The 16305-nt window shown below is 41.4% G+C and carries 27 protein-coding genes; all 27 read left to right on the forward strand.

Going from position 1 to position 16305, the window contains the following annotated elements; translation table 11 throughout:
* Window positions 1-29: 29 nt before the first annotated feature.
* Window positions 30-1505 (forward strand): hypothetical protein, encoded by a 1476-nt coding sequence (locus D6774_03815; protein ID RME77638.1) that lies wholly within the window; start codon window positions 30-32, stop codon window positions 1503-1505.
* Entirely contained in the window at window positions 1465-2436 is a 972-nt protein-coding gene (locus tag D6774_03820) for a hypothetical protein (GenBank protein RME77639.1), read from the forward strand. The genes D6774_03815 and D6774_03820 overlap by 41 nt, the downstream gene beginning before the upstream one ends.
* A 372-nt stretch (window positions 2437-2808) precedes the next feature.
* The gene (locus D6774_03825; GenBank protein ID RME77640.1) at window positions 2809-3792 is read left to right on the forward strand and encodes a 50S ribosomal protein L3; all 984 of its coding nucleotides are present in this window, start codon (window positions 2809-2811) and stop codon (window positions 3790-3792) included.
* Between the two features lie 8 nt (window positions 3793-3800).
* Window positions 3801-4613 carry a 50S ribosomal protein L4 gene (locus D6774_03830; GenBank protein RME77641.1) on the forward strand — a complete coding sequence of 271 codons (813 nt, stop codon included), beginning with the start codon at window positions 3801-3803 and terminating at the stop codon, window positions 4611-4613.
* 5 nt (window positions 4614-4618) lie between these two features.
* On the forward strand, window positions 4619-4879 hold the full coding sequence (locus tag D6774_03835; protein RME77663.1) for a 50S ribosomal protein L23: 261 nt from the start codon (window positions 4619-4621) through the stop codon (window positions 4877-4879).
* Window position 4880: 1 nt separating this feature from the next.
* Window positions 4881-5684 (forward strand): 50S ribosomal protein L2, encoded by an 804-nt coding sequence (locus tag D6774_03840; protein RME77642.1) that lies wholly within the window; start codon window positions 4881-4883, stop codon window positions 5682-5684.
* A 2-nt stretch (window positions 5685-5686) separates the two neighbouring features.
* Complete coding sequence (rpsS, locus tag D6774_03845) at window positions 5687-6052, forward strand: 30S ribosomal protein S19 (protein RME77643.1); 366 nt, start codon at window positions 5687-5689, stop codon at window positions 6050-6052.
* Complete coding sequence (locus tag D6774_03850; protein RME77644.1) at window positions 6052-6489, forward strand: 50S ribosomal protein L22; 438 nt, start codon at window positions 6052-6054, stop codon at window positions 6487-6489. The genes rpsS and D6774_03850 overlap by 1 nt, the downstream gene beginning before the upstream one ends.
* Window positions 6486-7463: a 30S ribosomal protein S3 gene (locus D6774_03855; GenBank protein RME77645.1), complete on the forward strand. Its 978-nt coding sequence runs from the start codon at window positions 6486-6488 to the stop codon at window positions 7461-7463. The genes D6774_03850 and D6774_03855 overlap by 4 nt, the downstream gene beginning before the upstream one ends.
* Window positions 7460-7651, forward strand: a complete 192-nt coding sequence (gene rpmC, locus D6774_03860; protein ID RME77646.1) for a 50S ribosomal protein L29 — start codon at window positions 7460-7462, stop codon at window positions 7649-7651. Before D6774_03855 ends, rpmC begins: the two co-directional genes overlap by 4 nt.
* Entirely contained in the window at window positions 7648-7956 is a 309-nt protein-coding gene (locus D6774_03865; protein ID RME77647.1) for a translation initiation factor, read from the forward strand. Before rpmC ends, D6774_03865 begins: the two co-directional genes overlap by 4 nt.
* A complete protein-coding gene (locus D6774_03870; GenBank protein ID RME77648.1) occupies window positions 7953-8198 on the forward strand; it encodes a hypothetical protein in 246 nt (81 codons plus the stop codon). The genes D6774_03865 and D6774_03870 overlap by 4 nt, the downstream gene beginning before the upstream one ends.
* Window positions 8195-8548 carry a 30S ribosomal protein S17 gene (locus D6774_03875; protein RME77649.1) on the forward strand — a complete coding sequence of 118 codons (354 nt, stop codon included), beginning with the start codon at window positions 8195-8197 and terminating at the stop codon, window positions 8546-8548. Before D6774_03870 ends, D6774_03875 begins: the two co-directional genes overlap by 4 nt.
* Window positions 8545-8946 carry a 50S ribosomal protein L14 gene (locus D6774_03880; GenBank protein ID RME77650.1) on the forward strand — a complete coding sequence of 134 codons (402 nt, stop codon included), beginning with the start codon at window positions 8545-8547 and terminating at the stop codon, window positions 8944-8946. Before D6774_03875 ends, D6774_03880 begins: the two co-directional genes overlap by 4 nt.
* A 1-nt stretch (window position 8947) precedes the next feature.
* Entirely contained in the window at window positions 8948-9316 is a 369-nt protein-coding gene (locus D6774_03885) for a 50S ribosomal protein L24 (protein ID RME77651.1), read from the forward strand.
* Between the two features lie 2 nt (window positions 9317-9318).
* Entirely contained in the window at window positions 9319-10008 is a 690-nt protein-coding gene (locus D6774_03890) for a 30S ribosomal protein S4e (GenBank protein ID RME77652.1), read from the forward strand.
* Complete coding sequence (locus D6774_03895) at window positions 10005-10523, forward strand: 50S ribosomal protein L5 (protein RME77653.1); 519 nt, start codon at window positions 10005-10007, stop codon at window positions 10521-10523. The genes D6774_03890 and D6774_03895 overlap by 4 nt, the downstream gene beginning before the upstream one ends.
* Before the next feature lie 20 nt (window positions 10524-10543).
* The gene (locus D6774_03900) at window positions 10544-10750 is read left to right on the forward strand and encodes a 30S ribosomal protein S14 (protein ID RME77664.1); all 207 of its coding nucleotides are present in this window, start codon (window positions 10544-10546) and stop codon (window positions 10748-10750) included.
* Between the two features lie 2 nt (window positions 10751-10752).
* Window positions 10753-11145, forward strand: a complete 393-nt coding sequence (locus D6774_03905) for a 30S ribosomal protein S8 (protein RME77654.1) — start codon at window positions 10753-10755, stop codon at window positions 11143-11145.
* Between the two features lie 10 nt (window positions 11146-11155).
* Window positions 11156-11704: a 50S ribosomal protein L6 gene (gene rpl6p / locus D6774_03910; protein RME77655.1), complete on the forward strand. Its 549-nt coding sequence runs from the start codon at window positions 11156-11158 to the stop codon at window positions 11702-11704.
* Entirely contained in the window at window positions 11701-12264 is a 564-nt protein-coding gene (rpl32e, locus tag D6774_03915) for a 50S ribosomal protein L32e (GenBank protein ID RME77656.1), read from the forward strand. The genes rpl6p and rpl32e overlap by 4 nt, the downstream gene beginning before the upstream one ends.
* Window positions 12261-12710, forward strand: coding sequence for a 50S ribosomal protein L19e (locus tag D6774_03920; protein ID RME77657.1), 450 nt, complete (start codon window positions 12261-12263; stop codon window positions 12708-12710). The genes rpl32e and D6774_03920 overlap by 4 nt, the downstream gene beginning before the upstream one ends.
* Window positions 12707-13219 carry a 50S ribosomal protein L18 gene (locus tag D6774_03925; protein RME77658.1) on the forward strand — a complete coding sequence of 171 codons (513 nt, stop codon included), beginning with the start codon at window positions 12707-12709 and terminating at the stop codon, window positions 13217-13219. Before D6774_03920 ends, D6774_03925 begins: the two co-directional genes overlap by 4 nt.
* Window positions 13216-14013 carry a 30S ribosomal protein S5 gene (locus D6774_03930; GenBank protein ID RME77659.1) on the forward strand — a complete coding sequence of 266 codons (798 nt, stop codon included), beginning with the start codon at window positions 13216-13218 and terminating at the stop codon, window positions 14011-14013. The genes D6774_03925 and D6774_03930 overlap by 4 nt, the downstream gene beginning before the upstream one ends.
* On the forward strand, window positions 14010-14363 hold the full coding sequence (gene rpl30p, locus D6774_03935; GenBank protein RME77660.1) for a 50S ribosomal protein L30: 354 nt from the start codon (window positions 14010-14012) through the stop codon (window positions 14361-14363). Before D6774_03930 ends, rpl30p begins: the two co-directional genes overlap by 4 nt.
* Window positions 14360-14851: a 50S ribosomal protein L15 gene (locus tag D6774_03940; protein RME77661.1), complete on the forward strand. Its 492-nt coding sequence runs from the start codon at window positions 14360-14362 to the stop codon at window positions 14849-14851. The genes rpl30p and D6774_03940 overlap by 4 nt, the downstream gene beginning before the upstream one ends.
* A 200-nt stretch (window positions 14852-15051) precedes the next feature.
* Window positions 15052-16305, forward strand: a 1254-nt coding sequence (gene secY, locus D6774_03945) for a preprotein translocase subunit SecY (GenBank protein RME77662.1), incomplete at its 3' end; no start/stop codon positions are given.

A 16305-nucleotide genomic window follows, 5' to 3' on the forward strand; every position in this document is an offset into this window, starting at 1 on the left:
ATATATACCTTAACATCTTCTGCTCTGCCATGGGATCAAAGTATAAGGATATGGACAAAAGCACGGTTATTCTGTACTACAAACGTCCCGAGATTCAAGAAGCAATAGCATCATTTGCCCAAAACAAGGAAGTTGTGGGAAGTTTTGGGGGAAAAGGCTATGCAAAACGCCCCGATATCTTACAATTTCCTAGTGATGTGTTCTCACAAGTACAAAGAGGGATCACCTCCTTTCACATGTCTGAAGAAACCTGGCTTAACCCCTTGCTTCTTGAGCCAGGAATGAAACGAGCAGACCAAGACGATCTACGAATAGGGTGGGATCTTATTTTAGATATTGATTCAAAACTCTTTGACTGTTCTCAATTCGCTGCAGATCTCATTGTTCAAGCACTTAGATACCACGCTATTACTTCAGTGACAGTTAAGTTCTCAGGAAATCATGGCTTTCACATAGCTGTTCCTTTTGAAGCTTTTCCTCAAATTGTTGATGGAACACCCACAAAAAACTTGTTCCCAGAAGGACCCAAAAAAATTGCAGAATATCTCAATGACATGATTAAAGAACACCTAAAAAAGAAAATTCTTGAAAAGTACTCCGTTGCTCAGCTTTGCAATCTTCTACAGCTAAAAAAAGAAGATGTTGAACTTCGCGGAGAGTTCAACCCGTTCTCAATAGTTGATATTGACACTATTCTCATCTCTTCGCGCCATCTGTTCAGAATGCCATACTCTCTTAATGAGAAATCAGGGCTGGTATCCATTCCAGTTGATCCCTCAAAGATATTATCATTTAACCGCGAAGATGCGCGCCCTGAAAACGTGCGTGTTGAAGTGCCGTTTCTTAATAGATCTCAAGCAAAATTTGATGAGGCTAAAAAACTCTTCATCGCAGCGTTTGACTTTGTAGCACCACAACAAACAATCCTCGTAGAATCGTCGGAGAAAACATCTTCTGTGGATTTTGAACAATTACAAAACAAAGTGCCCGAAGAATTATTCCCTCCTTGCATCAAAACAATTTTAAGAGGAATTCCTGACGGGAAAAAAAGAGCGTTGTTCATCCTTGTCAATTTTTTGCGCTCATGCGGTTGGACATATGAAGACATTGAGGAGCGCTTACTCGAGTGGAATACTCTCAATCCCGAACCCTTGCGAGAAGTCCAACTAAAAGGACACATACGGTATCATCGCCAGTCAAAAAAAGCGGTTCTTCCTCCCAATTGCGATAACAAGGCATACTACAAAGACCTTGGCTTTTGTACTCCTGATAATTTCTGCTCGAGGATAAAAAACCCCGCAACGTATGCGAGAAAGAAAAGCTTCTTAATAGAACAACACGCTTCAAAACAAAAGAAAAATCAAAAAAAGGATTTGAAAAAAGAGCAGAAACAACAAGGATCATCAGATCAACAAGATCATTCAAGCCTTTCAACAAAAATTCAAGAGTCCCAGGAAGTAACTCATGAGTCAAAAACGAAGACAAAAACAAATGAATCGCAGTGATCTCCATTCACGCGATCTTCTCAAGGAATTTCGCATCGCATATGGCTTCTTGCTTTTCCTTGTGTTTTTTGCACCAATAATCCTTCAAATCTTCGCATTACTCTTCCATCACGTTCTTTGGTACACGGTAATCTTTGAGAGACTCCACATTCTAGCGTTTATTCTGTTTGGTTTATTTTTTCTCATGGACGAGGAGAGGTTGTTGCCAAATTATGTGCGATGCAAGGACAGAAAAAAAGAAGCACTGATGTTTGGGTTTCTAAGCATAACGTTCCTTGTACAGTACTATGTGTGGCGTTATGGTTACGCAACGAGTCAGGAAAATTGGTTCTACTCGTTTACCGGCTCGTCCATAACCTACTCTTTTTTCATTTTCTTTATTTCCATTGCGATGTTAGGAATTTCTTTTTGGCAAAAGACGGTAAAAAACGAGTGGAAGAAACTCGTAGCGCTTGCAGGATTTGTGATCGTCTATCGTTTCATCAAAGTGTTCTTCACAAAGAACTGGCAATATTTCTCAAATATGGTTAATCAAATCGCAGTCAAATTTCTCTCCCTTTTTTATGATGCCGCGGCGAGTTCGGGGCATGAAACACCTTTACTGCGCGTAAATGATTTCTCTGTTATTATTGCAAGGGATTGTTCAGGAATAGAATCTGCAACACTCTTCCTCTTTCTTTTTGCAATTGTTCTTTTTTTTGATGACTCTTTACGAAAGGATGCAAAGACCTTCACACTACTCGCAGTAGGGGTTGCAGGCGCGTTCATTCTTACAGCGATACGAGTTATTATCCTAAGCATTATCGGCGTTGAGTTTAGCGCCGATTTCGCAGTGACGAGTTTTCATGCAAACATTGGTTGGGTGCTCTTTGTTTTCTACGTATTTGCTTATTACGCACTGCTTAAGAAGTACTGTGCGCGCGGAGAATAAGCGGATATTGGTGAGAGATATTCGTAGAACTCGTGTTTTTGGGTGTTTTGGGAAAATAGGGTGTGGGTTGGGTGTGTTGCGAGCGTGGTTTTTTCATCAGTTTTCGTAACGGGTGTGCAAAAAGAGGCAGTAACTACAAGCAAACAGTGCGCCAAATAGGAATCTTTATAAATACTTCAATTGATTTCGAAGTCAAACTCAATAAGCCACTAAAACCAGAAAAAAAGAGTTTTAGTGAAGAAAACCACAAAAAAAGCCTGAAAAGAGCGTTTTCAGAGTAAATCTTGGAAAAGATTCTGAAAAATCCCCAAAAACGCTCAGGAATAGGCGGGGGAGACGTATCCAACTCTTTCTCAGGCGTTTAACAATACTATGCCAAAAGCACATAAACCACGTTCAGGAAGTATGCAATTCTGGCCAAGAGTCAGAGCTAAAAGACCCTATGCTCGTGTACGCACGTTTGTAAAAGCATCAGAGGCGAAACTTCTTGGTTTTCCTGGATACAAGGCGGGAATGACCCATTGCATAATCACGGAAAATCGAAAACACTCACCTAACAAAGGATCTGATGTTGCAGTTCCAGCAACCATTATTGAATGCCCTCCTGTCCGTATTGCAGGCGTGAGAACCTACAAACGAGCATATCTAGGACTTCGCGCAAAAGATACTGTAATGGCAAAACAAAGCAAAGAAATCACAAGAAAACTTCCCGTTCAGAAAAAAGAACACGCCCTTGATAAGATCAACCTCGAAGAAATCGAGGAAATTCGCGCAATCGTTGAGACTCAGCCAAAACTCACAGGAATTGGAAAGAAAAAACCTGAAGTCTTTGAAATGGCTGTTGGTGGCTCCAAAGAAGATCAATTTAACTTTCTCAAAGAACACTTCGGAAAAGAAGTGTCTGTAGCAGATGTTCTTGGAGAAGGCCAACAAGTTGATGTGTTCGCAATCACCAAAGGAAAGGGATACCAAGGCCCTGTCAAGCGATTCGGAATCGGATTACGCGCAAAAAAATCAGAGAAAACTAAACGTGGTCCAGGATCTCTTGGAGGATGGAAAGGTCACGCTCACTTTATGTATAGAATCGCTCACGCAGGTCAGATGGGATACCACCAACGTGTTGATTACAATAAACAAATCCTCAAAATCTCTTCGGATCCTCAAGAAGTAAATCCCAAAGGAGGTCTTGTTAATTTCGGTCTTGTCAAGAACACCTATGTTCTTGTAAGAGGTTCCGTTCCCGGACCAAAAAAAAGGCTCTTACGACTTGAGCCTGCTCGAAGACCTAATCCTAAAATAGAGGATCAAACCCCCACAATCCAAAGCATTAGTACACGCTCACAACAAAGAAGATAATCACGACAATGAAAGTAAAAATACTCGGACTTGATGGAAAAGAGAAAGGCGAAAAACAGCTTCCAAACCATTTTAGTGAAGCTGTTCGTCAAGATCTCATCAAACGAGCAGTAGAAGCAATTCAAGCAAACAGAAGACAGCCCTACGGCGCGCATCCCGAAGCAGGAAAACGCCAAAAAGGAAAACTCTCTCGCAGACGTCACAATTACAAAACATCCTACGGTATCGGAATTTCAAGAGTTCCGCGTAAGATCATGTCTCATAGAGGCTCAAGATTCAACTGGGTCGGAGCAGTAGCTCCAGGAACCGTTGGAGGTAGAAGAGCACACCCACCAAAAGCACAAAAAATCTGGAGCAAGAAAATAAACCTTAAAGAAAAACGCAAAGCAATAAGATCCGCTCTTGCTGCATCATTAAACAAAAAACTTGTTGAACAAAGAGGTCATAAAGTTCCAGAAAACTTCCCCTTCATTGTCGATTCCGCTCTTGAAGAAGTTCAAAAAACAAAAGAGCTACAAGAAGTATTCAAAGCGCTTGGTCTCGACAAAGATCTACAAAGAACAAAGAAGACCAAAAACAGAGCAGGTGTAGCAGCGCTTCGAGGAAGAAAAACCCGAAGAGCAAAAGGACCTCTTGTTGTGGTTTCAAAAGAGTGTGCAGCTCTAAAAACAGCAAGAAACATCCCGGGTGTTGACGTGGTTACTATTGATAAGGTAAATTGCGAACTCCTTGCACCTGGAGCAGATGTTGGTCGCCTTACCCTGTACACTGAGGGCGCAGTAGATGCTCTTGAAAACCTCTTCGTGGAGGTCAAAAAATGAGTGACATAAACCCTTACGAAATCCTCAACTTTCCCAAAACCACAGAAAAAGCAATTCGCATCATGGACTCTGAGAACAAACTCGTTTTCAGTGTTAAAAGGACGGCAAAGAAACCAGAAATTAAAAAAGCCGTTGAAACTGCGTTCAAAGTGAAAGTTGAACGCGTACGAACGCTTATCACCCCTCAAGGAGAGAAAAAAGCGTACATCACACTAACAAAAGACACACCAGCAATGGACCTCGCGTCAGATCTGGGAATAATGTAAAATGGGTAAAAATCTCATCCAACAAGCAAGAGGAAAAGGCTCACCACGTTACAGAGCGCCAAGTTTCAAGTACCGTGGAGAGGCAAAACATCCCTTAAGAAGTAAGGAGCTTGTTGAAGGAACCATCATTGACCTTGTTCACTGTAGAGGACACTCAGCAGTGCTTGCAGCATGCGAGTACGATAACGGAGAGTATAGATATGCAATTGCACCAGAGGGTGTGCGCGTTGGTGATACTGTTCAAGTTGGAAGCGGAGCCGAACTCAAAGAAGGTAACGTCCTTCCTCTAGGAGAGCTTCCAGAAGGATCTCTTGTTTGCAACATTGAAGGTGTGCCTGGAGATGGAGGAAAATTTGTACGTGCCTCAGGAACTTTTGCAAGAGTAGGATCTCAGCTCAAAGACAAAGTAGTCGTGATCCTTCCTTCAAAGAAACGTAAAATCTTCCACAAAAACTGCCGAGCAATGCTAGGAATTGTTTCAGGTGGTGGACGAACAGAAAAGCCACTACTCAAAGCAGGAAAGGCACATTTCAAAGCAAAAGCAAAGAACCAACTCTACCCTGTTGTTTCAGGTAATGCTCAAAACGCAGTTGATCACCCATTTGGAAACAAACGCTCATCACGTAAATCAAAAGCAACACCAACATCAAGAAACGCACCTCCGGGTCGTAAGGTTGGTATGATCGCAGCACGCATCACAGGTCAAAAAACAGGACGATCCTCAGGACGAAGACCGCCCAAAGGAAGTCGCGGAAAGAAAAAGCCTGAAAATAAGAAAGGAAAATCAGCGTTAGGTAAGAAGTAAAGATGGCAAAAAAAGAATTCACCTACAGAGGAATGACACTTGAACAACTCAAAGAACTTCCATTAACAGAGCTTGCAAAGCACCTCGACGCTGCTGCAAGAAGAAAAATTAAAAGAGGATTCACAGAGCAAGAAGTTACTCTGCTAAAAAACCTTGAATCAAGCTCCAAAAAAGTCAAAACTCACCAAAGACAGATGATCATCCTGCCTTCAATGGTAGGAAAAGTAATCGGTGTGTACACAGGAAAAGAGTTCAAAGATGTTGAAATCCAACCCGAAATGATTGGAAAAAGACTCGGGGAATTCGCACTTACTAGAAAAAAACCAACCCATGTGAAAACAGGGGTACAAACAAAACCTAAGAAATAATGGCAGGATACAGCTTTAGCGGATACGAGAAAGAAAAGCACGCACGTGCAAGTGCAAGAGACGTTTCAATCTCAACAAAAGATGCGATTGAAATCGCAGCTTTCCTAAGAAAGAAACCTCTTGCAAAGGCAAAAACAACACTTGAACGTGTACTCGCATTCGAACAAGCAATTCCTTACAAGAGATTCACTAATGGAATCGGCCACAGAAAGGGCCAAATCGGAGCTGGAAGATACCCTCAAAAAGCGGCAAAAGCATTCCTCGAAGTGCTCAAATCAGTAGAGTCCAACGCACAAGACAAAGGACTCGACACGCAAAAACTCAACATCATACACATTAACGCACATCAAGCATCAAGACCAGTACACTACGGAAGACATAGTGGACGCGAGATGAAAAGAACCCATATTGAAGTGGTGGTAGGAGAAGCACAATGATTGAACGACAAATAGTAGGAGCAAATGTCAAAGAATTTCGTATAAGAGAATTTATCGAATCCTCTCTACGAAATCTAGGACTATCAGATGCAAAGCTCCAAAAAACACCACTTGGCGAGAAAATCATCATTTACGCATCACGCCCCGGACTCATCGTAGGAAGAGGTGGGGAAAACATCAAAAGGTTAACCAAAGAACTCAAAGAAAACTTCGACCTTGAAAATCCACAGATTGAAATCGCAGAGGTTGAAAATCCCGATCTCGACGCGGCAGTAGTTGCGGAAAAAATCGCAAACTCCCTTGAAAAATTCGGCTCTCAAAGGTTTAAAGGGATTGGTTATAGAGTAATGACAGATTCCATGAACGCAGGAGCTATGGGAATTGAAATCCTTATCTCAGGAAAGATTCCCTCAAGCAGGGCAAAAACCTGGAGGTTCTACATGGGATACCTCAAAAAATCAGGGGATATTGCACTTACCGGCGTTGACACACATTACTCCGAAGCACATCTCAAAACAGGAACAGTAGGCATTCAAGTAAGAATAATGCCTCCATCAGTAGTCCTTCCGGACAAAATTGAAATCTTTGATGAACCACAAATAATCATTGAAGATGTTTCCGAAAAAGAATCAACAAAAAAAGCCTCTAAGAAAACAGTAAAAAAAGCTAAGAAAAAAACCGCAGAGAAAAAAGCAAAAACCAAAGAGGAATCCAAGAAAAAGGAAACCGCTAAGAACAAAAAGAGCGATGAAATCGAGGCGAAAAACACTCAGGACTCCGTAGAGTCCAAAGAAACCGTTGAAAAAGAACCATCCTCTTCAGAAGAATCACAAAAAGAATCACAAGAAACAAAAAAATCAGAAGAATCTTCCGAACAACCAGAAGGTTCCAAATCATCCGAATCATCTGAATCATCCGATTCAAAAGAGAGCAATGACTCTCAAGAGCAACAAGAGGCAAATGCTGAACAATGAACGCAAAAGAACTTGCACAACTCAAAAACGAAGAGCTTGAAAGCAAACTCAAAGAACTTCGAGCAGAGCTTATGAAAACGCAGACTCAAATAGCGACAGGTTCAGCACCAAAAAGCCCTGGGCAAGTAAAACACATAAAGAAAACCATTGCCCGAATCCTCACACAACTCAAAAAGAATAATCAATGACTGAAATCGATCCTTTAACAGGCCTTCCAAAAGAGCTTGGTGCATGGGAAGACATCACCAAGGAGAGCCAAACGATCGAGGTGTACATTGAGCGCCGAAAATTCGGCAAGAAATACACCATCATCAGCGGGATTGATGCAAAAGACATCAATCTCGATGACATCGCAAAAAAGCTCAAAAACAAGCTTGCATGCGGTGGCTCAGCAAAAAACGGTATGATCGAACTCCAAGGAGATCACAAGGCGAAGATGCGTAAAGCCCTCGAATCTTTGGGTTTCGCACCTGAATCGATAGTGATCAAATGATCTTGCGCGAGGAACTCATTGGGAGATCCGTGCAAGCAGTCGACAAGTACACCAACCAAACAATAACAGGTGTCATCGTCGATGAGACATACCACACGTTTATCATAAATGATAAGCGTGTCGTCAAAAAAGACGTCATACTCAAACTGAACCAACACGTGATTGACGGGTCGTTACTTGAAAAACGACCTCATGATCGTATAAAAGCAAAGTTCAGAATAAAAAAGGAAACAAAACTATGAACACAGCAACACGAGGAAAAACCTTCGAAGGAACAGTTGTATCTGCAAAGATGCAAAAAACAGTCATCGTAGAATGGGAAGGACGACGCTACATTCCCAAGTACGAGAGATATGAGAAAACAAGAACCCGTGTTAGTGCTCACAACCCTGAAAACATAAACGCACAAGAAGGGGATCGTGTTCAAATAAAAGAAACTCGCCCCCTCTCAAAAACAAAACATTTCATCATCACAAAAGTGCTTGGAAAAGAGGATGACTACATCCTTGAAAAAGAACTCGGTGAAGAAGGAAAGCACAAAAAGACAAAAAAACAACAAAAAAATCTAGAAAAAACTGAGGAAGAACAATGAAAGCGCACAAAGGAAAAGTCACAAAGGCAATCCTCTTAGGAGCAAAACTCCCTTGCTGTGACAACTCAGGTGCTAAAATTATCAAAGTAGTTTCAGTAAAAGGAGCAAAAACAAGTAAAGGAAGACCTGCATCCGCAGGAGTCGGAAGCCTCATACTCGCATCAGTTAAAAAAGGAAAACCAGACATTCGAAAACAAGTTGTTCCAGCAGTCATTGTCAGGCAAAGAAAAGAGTTTCGAAGACCTGATGGAACACGTATAAAATTTGAAGACAACGCAGCAGTTGTGCTCAAAGATGACAAAGGAAATCCAAAAGGAACGATCTTTAAAGGTCCTGTGGCAAAAGAAGCAGCAGAACGCTTCCCAGGAATAGCAAAGGTCGCAAGTATTATCGTATAAAATGAAAAAACTCTTTTCAACTAAATGGAAGTCAAGTAAGCAACCTCGAAAACAGCGCAAGTTTAGAGCTAGAGCTCCCTTGCACATAAAACAAAAATTCATGGGTGCTCATCTAAGTAAAGAACTTCGCGAAAAACACAATACAAGATCTCTTCCCGTACGATCAGGAGATAAGGTAAAAGTCATGATTGGTCAGTTCAAAGGAAAAGAAGGGAAAGTTGATAGAGTGTCACGCATTAAAGGGAAGATTTACGTTACAGGATGTGAGTTAGTCAAGCGCGATGGTTCCACAGTACCCTATCCTATTCACCCATCCAACGTCATGATCACAGAACTTGCAGAAGATAAGAAGAGGATTAAAGGAGAATAACCATGGTCAAAAATCATCTTAAACGAATAGCAACGCCAAGGACGTGGCACGTCGCTCGTAAGCAGTCTAAGTTCATCACGAGACCAAATCCAGGAGCACATCCATTTGAGCAATCAATGGCACTCTCAACGTTCTTGCGCGAAGTACTCAAAGTTGCAAAGACCGCAAGAGAAGTACGATTCATCCTTCATAATTCACAAGTACTCGTTGATGGAAAGAGAAGACGAGATGAAAAATTCAACATAGGACTTATGGATACTATTTCCTTTCCAGAATCAAAACAACAATTCAGAGTAACTCTTGATGCTAAGGGAAGACTCAGCGCAGTTGAAATTGATGAAAAAGAAGCAAATAAGAAAATCTCCCAGGTAAAAAGTATCAAGACTGTAAAAGGCAAAAAAACTCAATTGGGCCTTGCAGATGGAAGATGCATCTTTATTGATAAGAACGATTACGCTCGAGGAGATGTAGTTTTGATTGAACTTCCATCACAAAAAATACTCAAACATTTCAAATGCGAAAAGAAAAAACCAATCCTCCTTGTAGGTGGGAAGCATGCAGGAAAAAAGGCAGTAATTGACCATCTTGAAGATGATATGATCGTCTTCGAAACGGAAAACAAGGAAAAATTCGAAACAAAAAAAGAATACGCATTTATCACAGGAGATAAGGAGCCAGAAGTAACACTATGAATCCCATGCAGAACATTCGGATAGAGAAAGTAACGCTCAATGTGGGTGCGGGAAAATCAACAGACGTACTTGACAAAGGTGTAAAACTCCTCACAAATATTACTGGACGAACGCCTGTTCGCACAATTACTCAAAAAAGAATTGCGCAGTGGGGAATAAGACCTGGTCTTTCAGTTGGTGCGAAGGTAACGCTTAGAGGGGATCAAGCAACTCAGATCCTCAAAAGGCTCTTACAGGCAAAAGATAACCAACTCTCACCAAAACAATGTGATGATCACGGAAATGTTTCCTTTGGAATTCCAGAGTACATAGACATTCCAGATACAAAATACGACCCAGAAATAGGTATTATGGGTTTTGAAGTTGCAGTAACGCTTTCAAGACCTGGCTTTCGGGTGAAAAAAAGAAGGTTAAAACGCTCAAAAATCGGGAAAAATCATCAAATACGACAAGAAGAAACCATTGCTTTTTTAAAAGAGCAGTTTCAGGTCAGCTTCGACGAGGACGAATCATGACAACATCCGATTATAGAAAAATGCTCAAACAGCTCGAATCCAAGCCGGGCAAGTATATAAAATTCAAAAAACTCAACGCTCCCAAGGAGCGCAGCTGCGGAAAAGCAACGATTAGTTGCAAGCGCTGTGGATCACACAGAGGAATGATCTCAAAATATCACCTGTACTTGTGCAGGAGATGTTTTAGAGAAATCGCAACCCGAATAGGGTTTAAAAAATTCAACTGAAAATGGCTCTTAACGATACTCTTGCAGCAGCACTTTCAAAAATTAACAACGCAGCAAAGTCGCAAAAAACACAAGTAGAAATTAGACCTTGTTCAAAGATCATCAAACAAGTTCTTGCAATCATGCAAGACAATCACTACGTAGGTGCGCATACTATTCGCGAAGACGCGAAAGGAGATACGCTCGTACTCAACCTTATCGACCAGCTAAACAAATGCGGAGCAATAAAACCGCGCCACGCAGTCGCAATTGATGAGTACGAAAAATGGGAAAAAAGATTCCTTCCTGCAAAAGGATTTGGAATCTTACTTGTCTCAACTAATAAAGGTATTATGACCCACACCCAGGCAAAAGAACAAAGACTCGGAGGAAGACTCCTCGCATACTGCTACTAATCACAAAACCATGGCAAACATCAAAGAACAAAAAATAACACTTCCCGAAGGAGTCAGTGCTAGTTTCGAAAATGATATCCTCACTGTTAAAGGACCCGAAGGGGAAGTAAGTCGTTTGTTCAAAGTACCTCTCCTTGTTTTAAACATAGAAGGAAACACCATTTCACTTACAACCAAAAGAGATGGAAAACGTTCAAAAACACTCCTTAACACCTGGAATGCTCATATTAAGAATATGGTTCGAGGAGTAACACAAGGTCACGAGTATGAATTAAAAATCTGCTCAGGCCATTTCCCCATGTCAGTTTCCCTTAAGGGAAATCAACTCGAGGTAAAAAATTTCCTTGGGGAAAAAGTTCCCCGCGTCCTAACATTAAAAGAAGGAGCTCAAGTTAAGGTCGATGGAGATAAAATTTACGTGAAAAGTGTGGATATTGAAAGAGCAGGTCAAGTCGCAGCGGACATTGAAAAACTCACACGCATCACTAACAGAGATATTCGTATTTTCCAAGATGGAATATACATCATCAAAAAATCAGGAAGAGAACCATTCGTATGAAAGAACTCCTAACTGTACGTGCGCAGATCAAGAAGAGAAAACCCCACTTCAAACGCTATGATGCGGGAAAGAAGAAACGGTTAAGCCTAGCTTGGAGAAGCGTACGCGCAAAAACAAACAAGATTGGAAGAAAAGGATACCCTCGAGCTCCTGCTCTTGGTTTTTCAAGTCCTCGCGCAATTAGAGGTTTCTCTAAAGAAGGCCTCGAACAAGTTATGGTATACACCTCTTCAGATCTTGAATCAATTGACGCAAAAACCCAAGGAGCTATTATAAGCGCAGGTCTTGGGGCAAAAAAACGTATTGAATTACTCAAAAAAGCAATAGAGAAGAAAATTAACGTACTTAACATTAAAGATCCAAAAAAGTACATTGAAGAAATTGAGAACAAACGTGCTGAAAAGAAAAAACTGCGCGAGGAAAAAGTAACAAAAAAATCAGCAGCGCAGAAAAAATCTGAGAAGAAAGAAAGCAAACTTGAAGAATCCACTAAGGATGAAGCTGATAAAAAAGCTCAAGGTATTAAACAACAAGAAAAAATAATCACACAAAAACAATGAATCTTAAACTACAAAAGCGGATAGCAGCAGATGTGTTTAAATCATCACCAAAACGTGTCTGGTTTGACCAGGCTCACGTTGAGGATATTAAAGAAGCGATTACCAAAGAAGATATCCGAGCACTCATCTCACAAGGAATCATACGAGAAAAACCACCTGCAAATACATCACGTGCACGTGCAAGAAAAAACCTTGTGCAGAAGAGAAAGGGTTTAAGAAGAGGTCATGGTTCACGCAAGGGACGCGCAACTGCTCGTCTACCATCAAAACTTGCATGGATGGCAAAAGTTCGTGCACAAAGAGCATTTATTAAAGAACTCCTCACCAAAGGAATCATTGAGAAAACAACCTACAACGACTTTTACAGAAAAGTAAAGGGTGGTTTTTTCAGAAGCCGAAGACACATTAAACTATATATGAACGATAATAATCTTGCTAAAAAATGAAAAACGTCTACTCAAAACGAAGAACGGTACCTCTAAGGAGGAAAAGAGAGGGAAAGACAGACTACAAGCTAAGACTTGGCCTTCTCAAATCAGGCGTTCCACGATTGGTCATTCGAAAAAGTAACGCTCACACAAGCGCTCAGATTATCGCATACGAACCACAAGGAGATAAAGTGCTTGTAAGCGCTCATTCACGAGAGCTTAAAAAATTAGGATACACACAATCAACTTCAAACACGCCTGCTGCATATCTGGTAGGCGCACTCATTGCAAAAAGAGCACAAGAAAAAGGAGTTACTGAAGCGGTGGCAGATTTTGGACTGCAAGTGCTTCCAAAAGGAGGAAAACTCTACGCAGTTCTCAAAGGAGCTATCGATGCAGGACTACAAGTTCCTGTTGATGAAGAAGTGCTCCCAGCACAGGAGAGAATTAGCGGTGAGCACATCGCACATGAAAAAGCACAAGACACACGTTCAGAATTCGAAAAAGTGAAAGGAACATTACTATGAAACAAGAAGAAGAACAGAAACAACAGGTTGAAGAATCTGAAGCTCTCGACGAATCTCTTAAGGAAGTCGAGGATGTTGAAGAATCGGCAGAAGCAGCGAAAAAAGCACCTGTTGTCACTAAACACGAAGAATGGGTTCCAAAAACAGAACTCGGAAGAAAAGTTCTTAGTGGGGAAATCACATCTGTTGATCAGATTCTTGATAAGGGTCTTCGAATAATGGAGCCTGAAATTGTAGACATACTCCTTCCCAATCTTGAAACAGATCTTCTCCTTATTGGTCAATCTAAAGGTAAGTTTGGAGGTGGATCCAGACGGGTCTTCAGACAAACGCAGAAGAAAACAAAGGAAGGAAATAAGCCTAGCTTTGCAACAATTGCAATTGTAGGTGATCGCAACGGTCATATTGGAATGGGTTATGGAAAATCCCGTGAAACAGTTCCTGCAAGGGAAAAAGCAATTCGTAATGCAAAACTTAATCTCATTAAGATTCGCAGGGGTTCTGGTTCTTGGGAAGATCTCTCAACAGAGCCAAACTCCATTCCTTTCGCAGTACAAGGAAAATGTGGTTCAGTAAAAGTCACGTTAATGCCCGCGCCAAAAGGTAAGGGTCTTATTGCGCAGAGTGAAACCAGTAAAATCCTTGCGCTTGCAGGAATTAAAGATATTTGGACGAAAACGCAAGGAAAAACTGCAACGCGAATCAACTGTGCAAAAGCAGTTTTCGAAGCGCTTAAAAACCTCTCAAAGGTTAAAATTCACGATAAACACGTAGAGGAGCTCAAAATAGAATGAAAATCGCAGCAATACGGATAAGAGGCCTTGTTAAAGTAAATAAAGAAATCAAGGACACTCTTACAATGCTTAAATTACACAAAAAACACACCTGTGTAGTGCTTGAAGCAAATGATAGTGTTCTTGGAATGCTCAAAAAAGCAAAAGACTACATAACCTTCGGCCCTGTTAACGAAGAAACTCTCAAACTCCTCGAATCAAAAAAATCAAACCGTGAAAACGTGTACCACCTTCATCCTCCAAGAGGGGGCTTTGAAAGAGGGGGTATTAAGAAAGCATACTCTGCAGGGGGCGCTCTTGGCGATAGAGGAGAAGATATTAACAAGCTTATTCAAAGGATGATCTCATGACTACGCATAAACGAAAAAAGGTTGTACGCTACCGCGCATCAAAAACTCATGGAGGCGGATCTATGAAGAAACGCCGAGGAGCAGGTCACAGAGGCGGCAGGGGAAATGCAGGTTCAGGAAAAAGAGCAGACACGAAAAAACCCAGTTTTGTGGGGAGAAGATTTGGTAAATACGGTTTCAATCCTCGAAAAAACGAGATTTCTGCGATGAATCTAAGACACCTTGAAGACAGCGTGGAAACTCTTGTTGCTAAGGGAGTGTTCACAAAGTCGGGAGACACGTATGAGTGCGATCTTTCAAAAATCGGCGTGAATAAACTGCTTGGCACGGGAAAAGTAACCAAGAAGTTGAACATCGTTGTTGAACGTGCATCTTCTTCAGCTACTGAAAAAATTGAGGCTGCAGGTGGTAAAGTAATAAGCACTACAACTGCACATTCTCAGGAAGCTGTTCAAGATCAAGCAGAGCAAGCAGTTTCAGCTGAATAAACATTTCTTTACTTGTTTTGTTTCTTAGCGTTTTTTTTGTATTCGAGATGAGCGTTGTTTGGTTGTTTAATGGTCTATACGTGTGTTGTTCTAAAAATGCATGGAAGTAAGTTTGTATAACTTAACACAGGGGTGTGTGGTAGTATAAACACTAAAATCTAAAAGCAACGTTTATAAAGAGAACTTGTGGTTATCCCCCTATGAGTCTTGTAGAACAACTCGTACGTTTCATCCCTGAGGTTGTCTCACCAACGCAGAAAAAAGTGTCCTTTAAGGTCAAGTTAAAATGGACGCTTACAACACTCATACTCTTCTTCGTTCTTGGTTTTATTCCTCTTTTAGGTCTGGGTCAAAACGCACTTTCACAATTTGAATACCTTTCTATCATTCTTGGGGCAAAATTCGGGTCCATCCTTTCATTAGGGATTGGGCCTCTTGTCACATCCTCAATTGTCTTACAATTACTCAACGGATCAGGTCTGGTTAAATTCGATACACATACGCCTGAAGGAAAGAGAAAATTTCAATCAACTCAAAAATTGCTAAGTATATTCTTCATTGTTTTTGAAGCCTTTGTGTATGTGTTGATGGGAGGCCTTGCACCTGCAACGCCAGGTATTGCAATTAAATTACTCCTCGTAGCTCAACTCATCATAGGGGGGCTTCTCATCATGCTCATGGACGAAGTCATCACCAAGTGGGGCTTTGGATCCGGAATCAGCCTGTTCATTGCAGCGGGTGTTTCAGAGTCCTTATTTATCAGGATGTTCTCCCCTCTTCGCGCTGATGGAGGATTAGGAGGGTTTGTCGGAGCAATTCCTGAATTTTTCAGATTACTTACTATCCAGGATGCTTCAGGAGCAGCTCTTGCTCTGTGGGGCGTAATCGCAACAGTGCTGATCTTCCTCGTAGCGGTTTACGCACAAGCGATGAAAGTGGAGATTCCTCTTAGTTTTGGACGCGTTAGAGGACATGGTATCAGGTGGCCACTTTCCTTCCTCTACACTTCTAACATTCCTGTTATTTTGATTGCAGCTCTTCTTGCAAACATTCAACTCTGGGCAAGACTCCTTCAAAACTGGGGTTACCCCATTCTAGGAACATTTGTAGGTAATCAACCTGCATCAGGTCTGGTTGCATGGTTGACACCTACACACATCGTTCAAGCAATCGTAACTGGGACGTTTAGCTTTACCACTTTACTACACTCCCTCGTCTATATCAGCATCTTCGTTGTAGGATCAGTTATCTTCTCTATCTTCTGGGTCCAAACATCAGGGATGGATGCACGCTCACAAGCAAAGAACATCTTAGCTTCAGGGCTTCAAATGCCAGGATTTAGAAAAGACGCACGTGTTCTTGAACAGATTCTTGATAGGTATATCGGCCCTCTTACGGTCATGGGGGGAACCTCAATAGGGCTTCTTGCAAGTTTAGCTGATCTTCTCGGCGCA

This window comes from Candidatus Woesearchaeota archaeon (genome assembly GCA_003695435.1).
GTDB lineage: Archaea > Nanobdellota > Nanobdellia > Woesearchaeales > UBA11576 > J101.